Origin of the sequence: Pediococcus sp. M21F004 (assembly GCF_051122535.1) — a bacterium.
Lineage (GTDB): Bacteria > Bacillota > Bacilli > Lactobacillales > Lactobacillaceae > Pediococcus > Pediococcus inopinatus.
This window is the reverse complement of the sequence record NZ_CP177314.1, coordinates 589,967-604,186: the sequence shown is the minus strand read 5'-3', so window position 1 is coordinate 604,186 and position 14,220 is coordinate 589,967. Positions and strand designations below refer to the sequence as shown.

The following is a 14,220-nucleotide window of genomic DNA, read 5'->3' as shown; positions in this document are numbered from 1 at the left end:
AGAGGGATTATTATGTTTATGTCTACTGAAGAAGTGAATGCCGGACACACAATCATCGACATTGTGTCAGCAACAAGTCGCATTATGTTATCGGCAGATGAAATTGATCAATATCAAATGTTTGATCAACTCATCGAAGAAACAAAGCAAAAATTAACCAAGCGCGCAGAATTGAAAGATGGCGATGGCTTGGTCGGGGTCCATTTTAATACGGAAATTGTTAATGTCAGTGTGGCACCAAAATTTCTGGTAGTTGTGGGTTACGGAACGGTTGTAAAGTTGGATGAGTAGTCTAAATTAAGAAAATATAAAAACGGCTAGGTCTTCTTGTATTAAAAGAAAATCTAGCCGTTTTTATGATGTTTTTATATGCCCCAGGCAGGATTCGAACCTGTACATGGTTGCCCATACAGCGACCTGAACGCTGCGCGTCTGCCAGTTCCGCCACTGGGGCAAACAACACTAATCATTTTACACTATATTCTGAAAAATGGAAAGCCTCTCCAAACAACTAAGCGCCTCAAAATTTCCTTCAAATCAGCATGTTTTGTTTGTCTTGAATTTGTTAACATAATAATATATTTTTCTCTAAATTTAGCGTGGAAATATGGTATGATTATTCCTGCATGTTTGTAGCTATTGGGTTAGGTGTAATTAAAAGAATGGTTGTAATCAATGATTTTAGCCATTTAGTACAAAAAACATAATTTTAGTTAAAACACAAGATGTTGTATGCAAATGATTTATGATATACTGAATATTGATTAAAGATAAAGAGGGGCCTTGTATGGTGATAATTACAGCAGGAATGATAGGTGTTGGAAAGACAACATTAACTGGAAAGATTGCAGAACACTACGGATCAAAAGCATTTTATGAACCAGTGGGGGACAATCCCGTTTTACCACTTTATTATTCTGACCAAAAAAGTTACGGGTTTTTACTACAAATTTATTTCTTGAACAAGCGATTTGCGATGATCAAAAAGGCACTTTCCGATGATAATAATGTCTTGGATCGTTCAATTTATGAAGATGCTTTATTTACACGAGAAAATAATAAAGAGGGAAACATTACAGATACTGAATTTGGTGTCTATACAAGTCTCATTGATAATATGATGAATGAGCTAAATGACCTTCCAAAAAAAGCACCAGATTTGATGGTGTATGCCGAAACTGATTTCGAGACGATCTTATATCGTATAAAAAAACGAGGCCGCGATTATGAACAGTTTGATAATAATCCAGATCTCGAAGATTATTATCGCAAAATGTGGTTGGCTTATAAGGACTGGTATGAAGAGTATGATGCAAGTCCAAAAATTAAAATTGATTTACAAAAGTATGATCTAGAAAATCCCAAGAACGTTGATGCTGTCTTAGGGCAGATTGATGCAGCTTTAGAAAAAATTCGCGCGCCTAAGAGTGTTGAAGAAGCAATTTAGCGTAATTAAAAAGTTATTCATAATCGATTTTTATAAAAATCGGTCATGGATAACTTTTTTGTTTAATTATTTTTTTGTTCAGCAATGATTTGTTTTAATTGAGTACTATTTCGGTGAGCTAACAGGGCCCAGAGAATGGTTACTGTATCAACAACTTCTTGGAAAAGAGCACCCAAGAGCGCTGGGATAATCCCGGTCGCCGCAATCAACATTAACCCGATACAGATGAAAATACCAATCAACACGGATTGTTTAGCAATTTTCATTGTATATTTTGAAATGCTGAGGGCCCGCGCGACCCGACCTAAATCGTCTTTCAAAATGACAATGTCTGCTGATTCGCTTGCAGCTGTTGAACCACGAGCACCCATGGCAATTCCAACATCAGCCACTGTTAGAGAGGGCGCATCATTCACACCATCACCAACCATTGTGACAGGCCGCAAATGGTCTTCTTGGTCCTTTAAAATGGTAATTTTATCTTCAGGCAGACATTCGGCATAGACTTTTGAAATTCCAATTTGTTTACCAACAGCATCAGCGGTAGCTTTTTGATCACCACTGATCATTAATGTGTTTTGAATTCCTAATTTGTTTAGCTGTGAAATTGTGACGGCAGCTTCAGGTCTGATTTGGTCGGAAAATGTAATATACCCAGCAAATTGATCGTCAATTGCGACAAAAATCGCAGTCTGGCTTGGTGAATCAAAATTCTGATCAGTGACAAATCTTTTTCGACCAATTTTTATCTGGTGATCATCCACTTGAGCCGTGACCCCCATTCCAGTGACCTCTTTAATATGTGAGACTGGCATTAAACTGTGTGGATCACTGGCCTTTACGATTGAACGAGCTAGAATATGGCTTGATTGTTGTTCAGCACTAGCGGTTAAGCTTAGAAATTCTGTTTCTGAAAATGGGGGAAGATTCTTAATCTTGTCAATTGCTAAAATACCCTTTGTTAAAGTACCGGTTTTATCAAATGCAATGGTCTTAGTTGTGGCTAGTTTTTCAATAGCTGTACCATTTTTTATAATAATCCCGTTTCGGTTAGCACTACTCATACCGGAAACAAGGGCAATCGGTGCGGCTAAAATGAGGGGACAAGGTGAGGCCACAACCAAAACCTCAGCAAAACGAACAGGATCTTTTGAAACAAACCAAGCAACACCCGCGATGAGATAAGAAACAAGGGTGAATGGAATTGCATAACGATCAGCTAAACGAACAAAATGAGCTGGTTGTGCTTCTGAATTTTTGACAAGTTTGACAATTGTTTGATATTGGCTATCTGCTGCAAGTTTTGTGACTTTCATTGTCACTGCCCCATCGCCATTTACAGATCCCGACATCAAGTCGTCCCCAAGACTTTTATTGGCCGGTTTAGATTCACCGGTAAGCGAAGATTCATCAAAAATGGAAGTTCCTGATAAAATCACGCCATCAACTGGGACGACTTCACCAGGTTTAACAACGACTTGATCATTCACTAATACTTCATCTACCGGTTTGACGGTTAAATGTTCGTTCATTAAAACGTTCGCTGTTTGTGGAGAATTATCTAGAAGGGTTTGTAATTCCTTACCTGCCTTGTGAGCGGCATAGTCTTCCAGAGAATCTCCGCCAGTTAGCATAACCAGGACCACGATACTTGCCCAATATTCACCAACCGCTAAAGTAGCAATAATCGCTGTAATGGCCAATAAATCTACACCATATTTACCTGCACGAAGAGTTTTGATCATTTCTAACAACATTGAAAAAGAAATGACAATTCCGACAGCGGTAATGATAATTTGTGCCGCTAAGGGGAAATGAAAAATGAATTCTAAAATTAATGCTAAAATACCTAGCCCTAAAACTAATGCGAATTTGGTGGAATGTTTCATAAATAAGCAGCTCCTCTGTATTTAGAATGATTCTAAATACATTATAAGCGTAGTTGTTCAAAAATACCAGCCAGATAATTATTTATTTTTGTTTGTTGAGCTTTAGAGAAAATACTGGGATAACCAGTAAAATATGAATGATAAACATAGCTAAAAATGTCCAGTTATAGCCAAATCCGGTAATAAAGTAGCCACCCAAAAGTGGTCCTAAGGCACGACCCATGGAACCAGCAAAACTACCTAGTGATTGGATGGTGCCACGATTATGATCTTCTGCATAACGGTTTAAAACGGCTGGGATGGCGATTAATGCCAGCATTTCACCCAACGTGACCATGGTGATGCCTGCCACAAAGCGCCAATAACTTTCAGCGTTGACGATGAATAAGTAAGAACAGGCAAAAGCTAAGAGGCCTAGAATTATCCGCTTTTTTTCAGATTTAAAACTTGGCTTAAAGAAACGATTCATAAAGGGCTGTATTAAAATAACTTCAATTGTGCTGATCGTGAAAAGCATGCTGTATTTAGGAATGGAAATGTGTTTTGCCACCATTAAGACTGAAACATTACTGTTCCATTGTTCGTAACAAATCCAGATAATAATCATAACTAGACAAATGAGGATCACATTTAGAAAAGAATGATCAGTTTTGGGTTTAATATCTGTTACTGATTCAGTTTTCTCTTGTTTTTTAATAGGATGAAAGGTAAGTCGGATGATTAGTGTAGTTAGTAGAAAAAGAATGGCAGAGCTAAAAAAAACGACGCGGATATTAATTCCAAAAAGAATACCGGATAAGAAAGTGGCAAATCCCATCCCTAAACTAGCGAACCAGTAACCGTTATTAAAAATATTTGGATCAAAAACTTGTAAAAAGGCAATATAACCATTAATTGACGAATTTAGGCCACCTAAAAAAAGCCCATATAACGTGATCAAAACAGGATAGATAGGCCATTGCGGAAAAATGCCGACCAAGAGGAGGGCCAAAACAATTCCTGAGCCACAGATATACATGAGTGGTAATTGTTTCCAACTATCAAATAGTTTTCCATCGATTAAATTACCGACCATCATGGCACCAGAAAAACAAAACAAGACGTAACCCGCCGTAACTAAACTTTTATTTAAGGTACCATGGATATAAAGCGTTGTGATTGGCATGATAAGACCAATGCCCATGTTGACAAGCATATTTGTAAGAAGAACGAATTTATTTTTCAAATTTTTCAACAAACTTTCTAATTTTTTACTTATTTCGCTCATAAAGTATTAATAATACTATTGCATATCAACTTTTTTAATTCAAATCTTTTTAAGAGCCAAAGCAAATCCAGGCTGAAGGGGTGTGTGTGGAAATAATCAATTTTAAATGTTAAAAGTTGATTAGAAGCTCACAATATTTTGCTTGTGCCAGCAATGAAAAAAGAAAGCCATTAAAAGTTTGCAAAGACACTAAGAGTTTTTGGCTGTGGTAGTATTATAGCCGTAAATTTGGTAAAATATTTCTGTTACGGTAATTTAAAAAATATCGGATAAAAATCGAAAAATAACTATTTTAAAAATTAATTAATTGAGGGGTCTATATAAATTATGTGTGGATTTGTGGGGTACTTAAATCAAACTGACGTCGACACTGACGTGATCAAATCAATGGCAGATCGGATCAAGCATCGTGGACCTGATGACGAAGCCTATTTTCAAAATGAAGATGCATCATTAGGGTTCAGACGTTTGTCGATTATTGATTTAGCACATGGAAAACAACCAATGCTAAATGCAACTAAGACGAAAGTTTTGACGTTTAATGGTGAAATCTATAATTATCAAGAAATTCGTGAAGAATTAAAAGCACTTGGCTACAAATTCCAGACTGATGTGGATTCTGAAGTGTTGATTCATGGATATGATGCTTGGGGACCTGAATTGTTGCAGAAGCTACGAGGAATGTATGCTTTTGTTATTTATGACATGGAGAAAAAAGAAGTATTTGGGGCACGTGACCATTTCGGAATCAAGCCACTTTATTATTATGATGACGGGACTTCTTTCCTTTGGGGATCAGAAATTAAAGCCTTTTTGGATCATCCCAAGTTTGTAAAAGAGTTTAACGAACGGCTGTTGCCAATTCATCTGAGTTTTGAATTTATTCCTTCAAAAGAAACGATGTTTAAAAACGTGTTTAAGCTTTTACCAGGAACATACTTTTTGCATAAAAATGGTAAAACGGAAACTCATACTTACTACAAGTTTAATTATGACCACATTGATAATTCACAAACCGTCGAAGGGGACGCTAAACAAATTCGCGGAATTGTGAAAGATTCAGTAAAAGCTCATATGATTGCCGATGTTGAAGTGGGAAGCTTTTTATCAAGCGGGATCGATTCCAGCTATGTGTTAGCAGAGGCTGCAAAGCTTAAGCCAATTCAATCTTTCTCGTTAGGATTTAACGATTCTAAATATAGTGAACTAAGTTATTCAACTGAGTTTGCTAAAGAGATTCATCAACAAAACACGCCCTTAACTATGGATGGCGATGATTATTTTGATATTTTGCCAACTATCATGTATTACATGGACGAACCACTTTCTAATCCTTCTGCTATGCAGTTGTATTACCTTTCAAAAGGAACTAGGGAGCATGTGAAGGTGGCGTTATCTGGCGAAGGTGCCGATGAATTTTTCGGGGGCTATAATACCTATTTAGAGGCCTTTCCATTTGAGAGATATCAAAAATGGGTTCCTCAGTTTGTTCGGACGGGGTTAGCAAAATTAGTTCAAAATCTTCCTCGTTTTCACGGTAAACGGTTCTTAGTGCGTGGTGCCGAGCCGTTAAGTGAACGCTATTACCGGGTTAATTATGTGTTTGATAAGCATGAACGCGATGAAATTTTGCGTGATCCAAGCATTAACGTGGATTCTGGAGAGTATACGAAACATATTTTTGATGAAGTTAAAGGCAAAGATGAAATGACCCAAATGCAATACTTCGATATTAATACTTGGTTGCCGTTTGATATCTTGCATAAAGCCGATCGTATGAGTATGGCGAACTCTTTAGAAGTCCGGACACCATTAGTAGACAAAGAAGTGGCGAAGTTTGCGGCTACGATGCCAGTTAATACCCGAATTCATAAAGATGAAACTAAAATTTCATTGAGAACGGCAGCTGAAAGTGAATTGCCTGAACGAGTCGCTAAAAAAGAAAAGATGGGCTTTCCATCTCCAATTGCCAGTTGGATTAAAGAAGATAAATATCGTAAACGGATCGAAACAGCTTTTAATTCTGATGTAGCCAAGAAATTCTTTAAGCCGGAAGCATTGATGCATATTTTGCATGAACATATTAATGGCAAATCCAGTATGCAAAAGATTTTCACGATTTATACGTTTATTTTGTGGTATGAAGTCTTTTTCCCAGAAAATACAACTGCTACAACAAGTAAGCTAGTTCATCGTACCCAGGTTTAAAAGTTGGAGATGAAAAAAATGGCACTTGAGATTGCCGAAATCACCACAATTTTAAAAGAACATCATTTACTGAAACAGATAGTAAATAATGTGAAAGGCGATCATCAAAAAATAACGGGAGTTAAGTATGATTCTCGTCGCGCCGGCGCCAATGATTTGTTCTTCTGTAAAGGTAATTTTAAACCTGCTTATTTGGAATATGCTCAGTCTCAAGGGGCAACCGTCTATATTGCGGAACAACTCTATGATAATGTGCCCGCAATGTGTGGAATTATTGTCAGTAATGTTTCCAAGGCAATGGCTCTAATTGGGGCCGCTTATTACGGGTACCCGCAAAACGATTTATTTATTATTGCTTTTACAGGAACAAAAGGGAAAACAACTTCGGCCTATTATGCGCATAATATTCTTAAAGAAACGACTGAAGACAAAACGGCCTTATTTTCAACAATTGATCGGATTGTTGGTCCAAAACCAAAACAACAATTCAAGTCTGATTTAACGACTCCTGAATCACTAAATCTGTTTCATGATATGCGCGAAGCTGTTGACAGCGGCATGCACACCCTTGTGATGGAGGTCTCATCGCAAGCTTATTTGCGAAACCGCGTTTATGGTCTTCACTATGATGTTGGGGTCTTTTTGAACATTTCCCCAGATCATATTGGACGTAATGAACATCCGACTTTTGAAAATTATTTGCATTGCAAACTACAATTGCTTGTAAATTCAGAGGTATGCGTAATTAATGCTGAAACTGATCATTTTGAAGAAATCTATCAAGCAGCACGGGCAACCACGGATCCAGAAAAAATCTATTTATACAAAAAATCAGCTGCTAAACTTGCGGAAGAAGTTCCGATTGATTTTACTTTTCATAATGACCGCGATGATTTACAAGTAGATGAAATCGAATTGAAGTCACATACCAAGAAAGCAAAGACACTACAAATTGATGGACGTTATGTGCTAAGCATGCCTGGCGGCTACAATCAAAGTAACGCCACTGCTGCATTGATTACCGTTGGTGTCGCAGGTGTGACTTATGAACAAGCTCATGATCTCTTAGCACAGGTTAAGGTCCCGGGACGGATGGAATCAATTCAGTCCAAGAAGCACGGGGTGATCTATGTAGACTATGCGCATAATTACGCAAGTATGAACGCTTTGCTCAGCTTTTTACGAAGCCAATATCCGAAGGGACGATTGATTGTTGTGGTTGGTAGCCCTGGTGATAAAGGGATTTCAAGGCGCAAAGGGTTTGGTAAGGCATTGACTGACCACGCAGACATCGCAATATTAACGGCTGATGATCCTGGTTTTGAAGATCCTGCCGACATTATTGAAGAAATTGATAGTTATGTGGATCATCAAAAAGTGCAAGTTGAAAAAGTAGTGGATCGCTATGAGGCCATTAAACGAGCAATTTTACTTAGTCATCCAGAAGATGTTGTTATTTTGGCGGCCAAGGGAGAAGATCCTTATCAAAAAGTTAAGGGTGTTGATACCCCTTGGCCAACGGACACAGTGGTAGCAAAAGAAGTTTTGAAAGGACTGGCATAATGGAGACGTCGAAAACTGATTTTATTCCCATTTTATTGGGAAGTGACTTTAATGCTTATGGGATGGCTCGTTCTTTTTATAAAATGACGGGTAAAAAGGTTAAAGCATTTGCGGAGATGCAATTAGCACCAACGCGTTTTACAAAAATTGTTGATTTAGAATTAATTCCGGGGTTCTCGGAAGATCCTGATTTTTTTGAAGCCATGAAGAAAATTGCCAAGCGTTATGAAAATCGACCCGAAAAAGTTATTTTACTTGGAATGGGCGATGGCTATGCAGAGCTTATTTCTAAACATAAAGAAGAACTTTCCAAAACTTTTGTTTGTCCTTATGTCGACTATGATCTATTACGTAAGTTAAATAATAAAGAACGTTTTTATAAAATCTGTGATGAATTTGATTTGCCTTATCCCAAAACAAAGATTATTACAAAAGCGGAGTATGAAAGCTCAGAACCAATTGAAGAGCCTTTTGATTTTCCAGTCGCTTTAAAGCCTGCAAACAGTGTGGAGTGGTTAGATATCCATTTTGAAGGTCGCAAGAAGGCTTTTCGAATTCAGTCCAGAGCTGAGTTTGATGAAATTGTTGGTAAAATTTACGACAATGGCTATACATCTGATCTGATTTTGCAGGATTTTGTTCCAGGTGATGATAGTAATATGCGAGTATTGAATGCATATGTTGATCAAAATCATAAAGTAAAAATGATGTGCCTAGGACATCCGTTGCTTGAAGATGCAGCTCCTTCTGCCATTGGAAATTATGTGGCCATTTTACCTGAATATAACGCAACAATTTATAAAACGATCCAAGACTTTTTGGAAAAAATCGAATTTACCGGATATGCTAATTTTGATTTGAAATATGATTCACGTGATCAGACCTTTAAGCTGTTTGAGATTAATTTACGACAAGGACGTAGCAGTTTCTTTGTAACATTAAATGGTTACAATTTAGCTAAATGGGTCGTAGATGATTATGTGACTGAGGATTTGACCAATAAACCAACAGTTTATGCTAATCGGGATGAAAAAATGCACCAGTTGTGGTTGGGTGTTCCCATTAGAGTATTTAAAAAATACACGCGTGATAATCAGGATAAGCAGACTGCATTACGCTTGATTAAACAAAAGCGTTATGGGATGACGGCCTTTTATGCAAAGGACATGAATCTAAAACGATGGACACTTTTAACGTGGATGAATCATAATTATGCGAAAAACTTCGATCGTTATTTTGAAGAAAATAAGGGATGAATTAAATGAAAGACTTTTTTACGATTATTGGTGGAATGGGGACTCCAGCAACCGAGAGTTATTTACGTTTATTAAATAAACGGACTCCAGCTCATCGAGATCAAGATTATTTTAATTATATTTTAGTAAATCACGCAACAGTTCCAGATCGATCAACTTATCTAATGGATCATTCACAACCAAGCCCGTTGCCTGATTTACTGGAAGATATTCAACAGCAAACTTTGTTGAAACCAAGCTTTTTTGTAATTGCTTGTAACACGGCTCATTATTTTTATGATGATTTACAAGCAGCTACGAAAGTGCCGATTGTGCATATGCCCCGAGAAACAGTTAATGATATCAAAAAGAACTATCCCAATGCCAAACGGATAGGGGTCATCGGAACTAAGGGAACAACCACAGATGGTATTTATGATCGTGAATTGGAACGACAAAATTTAAAAGTTGTTAAGCCAACTGAAGAAATTCAACGATTAACAACTCAATTAATCTTTGACGACATAAAAAATCAAAACAAGGTTGATGGGGAGCTTTTCCATACGATCATTAAAAAGATGGTTGAAGAACAAGATGCCGAAGTTGTTATTTTGGGGTGTACAGAACTGTCTTATGCGCAAGAGTTGGCACCTGAAACAACTTTTCCAATTGCTGATTCGCAATCTGTTTTGGTTGATAAATCAATTGAAATGGCCGATAAATTACGAAAATAGATTTAAAAAGAAAATAGGTAATAGTGTGTCCTTTAGGCTTAATAGAGCAAATCAGCCATGACAAAAGGGACCCAATATGCTATACTTATTTTTGTATTTGCGGGCATAGTTTAGTGGTAAAATTCAAGCTTCCCAAGCTTGCGTCGCGGGTCCGATTCCCGTTGCCCGCTTTCCATAAAAGAGTAGTACTTGATCAGTTTCTTTAAAGCAAGTTCGGAATGATGTGAGCCGAATAAGAGATCTCAGGGAACGTACTTTTATGTTACAACTAAAGAAATTGAGTGGATTTTTAAAATCAATTAGAGTGGTACCGCGGGTGAACTCGTCTCTTACAATGTTTATTTGTAAGAGACTTTTTTTATGGATAATTTTGAAAGAGTGTTTAGCTTTATACTATTGCACATAGAAGTGTAAGAATGGCTCTGGGATAGCTGATTAGTAGACAAAATAGGAGGAAACACCATGGATTATAAAAAACAGATTGCACAAAGCATTGTTACTGCTCTTGAGGGGCAAGTTGAAGAACAAGTAGTTTATGAAAAAGTCGAAGTTCCTAAGACAAGTAAAATGGGTGATTTTGCTTTTCCAACGTTTATGTTAGCAAAAACTATGCATAAAGCCCCACAAATGATTGCGACGGATTTAGTTGATAAAATTAATCAAAATGATTACGAAAAAGTTGAAGCTGCAGGCCCTTATGTGAACTTTTTCATGGATAAAAGTGCCTTCAGTTCTGAAATTTTACAAACTGTTTTGACTGAAGAGGATCATTTTGGGGATGCTACAGTTGGTGATAATGGCAAGGTCCCAATTGATATGTCATCACCAAACATTGCTAAACCAATTTCAATGGGGCATTTACGCTCAACGGTTATCGGAAATGCGTTGGCAAACTTGTTGGCTAAAACTGGCTATCAACCAGTTAAAATCAATCATTTAGGCGATTGGGGAACGCAATTTGGTAAGCTAATTGAAGGCTACAAGCTTTGGGGTAGTGAAGAAGAGGTTAAGGCGGATCCAATTAATAAATTATTGGAATACTACGTGCGTTTCCATAAAGAAGACCAGGAACATCCTGAACTTGATGACGAGGCTCGTAAGTGGTTTAAGAAGCTTGAAGAGGGTGATGAGGAAGCCACAAAACTTTGGGAGTGGTTCCGTTCTGTATCTCTGGACTCCTTTAAACAAATTTATGATAAATTAGGAATTACGTTTGATTCGTTCAAGGGTGAAGCTTTCTATAATGATAAGATGGACGAAGTTGTTCAAATTTTGGAAGATAAAAACCTTCTAAAAGAAAGCCAAGGTGCTGAAATTGTTGATTTAGACAAGTACAATTTAAATCCAGCATTGATCAAGAAAACTGATGGGGCAACGCTTTATATCACACGTGATTTGGCAGCTGCCATTTATCGTAAACGAACTTATGATTTTTCACAGTCTTTATATGTGGTTGGCGCGGAGCAGATTAACCATTTCAAACAATTAAAGGCCGTCCTGAAGGAAATGGGTTTTGACTGGTCGGATGATATTCATCATGTCCCATTTGGTTTAATTACCTTAAACGGAAAGAAACTATCAACCCGTTCAGGTCGGGTGGTTCTTTTGGATAAGGTTTTGGATGACGCAATTGATTTGGCCAAAAAACAGATTCAAGATAAAAATCCTGATTTGGCTAATGCAGATAAAGTTGCTCATGAAGTTGGTGTGGGAGCCGTAATTTTCCACGATCTTAAAAATGAACGAATGAATTCTTTTGATTTTGACTTGAATGAGGTTGTACGTTTTGAAGGTGAAACAGGACCTTACGTTCAGTACACAAGGGCGCGTGCAGAAAGTATCTTACGGAAAGCAGAACATCAAGTAACTACGGATGGTTTGAAGCTGGCAGATCCGAATGCCTGGGAAACTTTGAAACAGTTACAGAACTATCCTGATACAATTTTGCGTGCGGTTAAAGAGTATGAACCATCAATCATCGCAAAATATGCACTTCATTTATCAAAATCATTTAATCAATACTATGCAAATTCAAAAGTATTGGTAAAAGATGAGCAACTAAATGCACGTTTGGCACTTGTTAAGAGTGTCAGTGTTGTTTTAGAAAATGCCCTCAGCTTGTTAGGTGTACAGTCCCCAGAAGAAATGTAAGCAAAAAACACTAACGAAATTCGTTAGTGAACTGAACCCCGATAATTGGAGTAATCCAAATTATCGGGGTTTTGTTATGTTCTCAAAGGAAAATAAAATAAATGCAGTTTTAGAATTAACTAGTGGCCTGCCGCAAAGTATTATCATGAAAAAGTACGGTATCAAGGGCTCTGCCACTTTATATGAATGGAAACGCAGGTTAGAACAGTTCGGTGTTGAAGGTCTAAGTTTAAACCATAAGAAGACTTACTTTGATTATTCGTTTAAAATGAAAGTAATTAAATGGCGTTTAGATCAAAATGCATCCTTGCCGATAACTGCTAAGCAGTTTCGAATTAAACATCCAGCTGTAATTTGGCAATGGGAACGAGCTCTTGAACAAGGACGCCTTAATCCTAATCAAAGGCGGTCAAATACCATGTCAGATAGTAATAATGAAAAGTCTAAAAAGGAATTAGAAGAAGAAAACCGTGAATTGAGAGTTAAATTAGCTTATTTGGAAAAATTACACGCCTTGGTTCAGAAAAAGAAAGCATTAAAAACCAGGAAAAAGCACAAATAGTTGCTGAATTAAGGCGTGATTTGAACGAAGTGCTTAGCTTTATTTTAAAAGTTGTCGGTATGTCAAGTAGTAGTTATCATGATGCACTTAACCGACAATATAAAACTAATTATTCCCAGGACTTAGTGGATGAAATTCTTCAAATTAGACAAGATAATCCAGATTTCGGGTATCGTACGGTTACCGATGCATTAAGGAACAACGGTAAAATTGTTAACCATAAAGTGGTATTAAAGATCATGAAACAAAATGACGTGCTTTGTCATGCTTTTGATCGAAAAACTAGAAAATATAATTCTTATCGAGGTACTGTTGGTAAACTTGCTAAAAACAAACTGAATCGCAGATTCAATACGGATCGACCTTATCAAAAAGTAGTGACCGATGTGACTGAAGTTCGCTGGGGTTCTGGTTCGATTTCTGAGCGTGCTTATTTTACTTCATTTGTTGATCTTTACAGTAACGAGATATTGTCATGGAATATTGGTCTTAGCCCTAATGTAGCGTTTGTCACAAAACCTTTAATGGATTTAATTCGTTCAAAACCACAATTACCTTATAAGATGACAATTCATTCAGATCAAGGTTTTCAATATCAGAATTATCAGTATGTTTCCAAGCTAAAGAAAAACCACATTATGCAGAGTATGAGTCGCAAAGCGACTTGTCTGGATAATGCGGTTGCTGAGAGTTGTTTCCATATTTTAAAAGTTGGAACGGTGCATAATAACCACTATTCCTCCTACGAAGAATTAAGAATAGCCATAACTGAATACGTTAGTTATTATAATAATAAAAGAATTAGAACAAAACTGGCCGGAAAAACTCCGGTACAATACCGAAACCTATCCGACCAGTTGGTTGCTTAAAATTCACTCCAAATTATGGGGTTCAGTTCATAGTGTTTTTTTGATTTAAGCATTTAAGAAAGGTACGATCTCTTTGTTGGATTTCAAACAATTTTAAGCCAACTTTAATTATTAACTTTAGTGATTAGCGAAGCCATTAAAACTTGTGTCTTTCATTCGGTGTTAATTGTGGTAAACTATATGAGTTATATTAACATTAAAATCAGTATAGGATACTATTACCTTATCATGGCAGTTTGCTTTGATTTGTAATAATTGGGAGTCGAAAATTTCTAAGTAGTTCATGCAATAATTG

11 protein-coding genes and 2 tRNA genes are annotated in these 14,220 nt (G+C 37.0%); 10 read left to right on the top strand and 3 right to left on the bottom strand.

Annotated elements, in window-relative coordinates:
• Positions 1 to 12 precede the first annotated feature (12 nt).
• Positions 13 to 291 (top strand): hypothetical protein, encoded by a 279-nt coding sequence (locus ACLHK8_RS03125; RefSeq protein ID WP_057774837.1) that lies wholly within the window; start codon positions 13 to 15, stop codon positions 289 to 291.
• Positions 292 to 370: 79 nt separating this feature from the next.
• On the opposite strand, the gene ACLHK8_RS03120 is transcribed toward ACLHK8_RS03125, so the two are convergent.
• Positions 371 to 454: transfer RNA gene (locus tag ACLHK8_RS03120), tRNA-Leu, on the bottom strand.
• 333 nt (positions 455 to 787) lie between these two features.
• Here ACLHK8_RS03120 and ACLHK8_RS03115 point away from each other — a divergent pair.
• A complete protein-coding gene (locus ACLHK8_RS03115) occupies positions 788 to 1,447 on the top strand; it encodes a deoxynucleoside kinase (protein ID WP_057775055.1) in 660 nt (219 codons plus the stop codon).
• 62 nt (positions 1,448 to 1,509) lie between these two features.
• Here the strand turns inward: ACLHK8_RS03115 and ACLHK8_RS03110 are convergent, their stop codons facing one another.
• Together ACLHK8_RS03110 and ACLHK8_RS03105 are read right to left on the bottom strand one after the other, a co-directional pair.
• Positions 1,510 to 3,336, bottom strand: a complete 1,827-nt coding sequence (locus ACLHK8_RS03110) for a heavy metal translocating P-type ATPase (RefSeq protein WP_063697120.1) — start codon at positions 3,334 to 3,336, stop codon at positions 1,510 to 1,512.
• 82 nt (positions 3,337 to 3,418) lie between these two features.
• On the bottom strand, positions 3,419 to 4,570 hold the full coding sequence (locus tag ACLHK8_RS03105) for an MFS transporter (RefSeq protein WP_434520390.1): 1,152 nt from the start codon (positions 4,568 to 4,570) through the stop codon (positions 3,419 to 3,421).
• Between the two features lie 360 nt (positions 4,571 to 4,930).
• Here ACLHK8_RS03105 and asnB point away from each other — a divergent pair, with 360 nt between their 5' ends.
• The 8 genes from asnB to ACLHK8_RS03065 all read left to right on the top strand — a co-directional run bounded on the left by asnB (position 4,931) and on the right by ACLHK8_RS03065 (position 13,925).
• Positions 4,931 to 6,811 (top strand): asparagine synthase (glutamine-hydrolyzing), encoded by a 1,881-nt coding sequence (asnB, locus tag ACLHK8_RS03100; protein WP_057775060.1) that lies wholly within the window; start codon positions 4,931 to 4,933, stop codon positions 6,809 to 6,811.
• Between the two features lie 18 nt (positions 6,812 to 6,829).
• Positions 6,830 to 8,374 (top strand): UDP-N-acetylmuramoyl-L-alanyl-D-glutamate--2,6-diaminopimelate ligase, encoded by a 1,545-nt coding sequence (locus tag ACLHK8_RS03095; RefSeq protein ID WP_063697126.1) that lies wholly within the window; start codon positions 6,830 to 6,832, stop codon positions 8,372 to 8,374.
• Positions 8,374 to 9,630, top strand: coding sequence for a hypothetical protein (locus tag ACLHK8_RS03090; RefSeq protein WP_063697128.1), 1,257 nt, complete (start codon positions 8,374 to 8,376; stop codon positions 9,628 to 9,630). Before ACLHK8_RS03095 ends, ACLHK8_RS03090 begins: the two co-directional genes overlap by 1 nt.
• A 5-nt stretch (positions 9,631 to 9,635) precedes the next feature.
• Positions 9,636 to 10,343 carry an aspartate/glutamate racemase family protein gene (locus ACLHK8_RS03085; RefSeq protein WP_063697130.1) on the top strand — a complete coding sequence of 236 codons (708 nt, stop codon included), beginning with the start codon at positions 9,636 to 9,638 and terminating at the stop codon, positions 10,341 to 10,343.
• A 99-nt stretch (positions 10,344 to 10,442) separates the two neighbouring features.
• Positions 10,443 to 10,513, top strand: a tRNA-Gly gene (locus ACLHK8_RS03080).
• 292 nt (positions 10,514 to 10,805) lie between these two features.
• Complete coding sequence (gene argS, locus ACLHK8_RS03075) at positions 10,806 to 12,494, top strand: arginine--tRNA ligase (protein WP_057775071.1); 1,689 nt, start codon at positions 10,806 to 10,808, stop codon at positions 12,492 to 12,494.
• A 76-nt stretch (positions 12,495 to 12,570) separates the two neighbouring features.
• Positions 12,571 to 13,056 (top strand): helix-turn-helix domain-containing protein, encoded by a 486-nt coding sequence (locus ACLHK8_RS03070; protein WP_063698689.1) that lies wholly within the window; start codon positions 12,571 to 12,573, stop codon positions 13,054 to 13,056.
• 20 nt (positions 13,057 to 13,076) lie between these two features.
• Complete coding sequence (locus tag ACLHK8_RS03065) at positions 13,077 to 13,925, top strand: IS3 family transposase (protein WP_320531864.1); 849 nt, start codon at positions 13,077 to 13,079, stop codon at positions 13,923 to 13,925.
• Positions 13,926 to 14,220 lie beyond the last annotated feature (295 nt).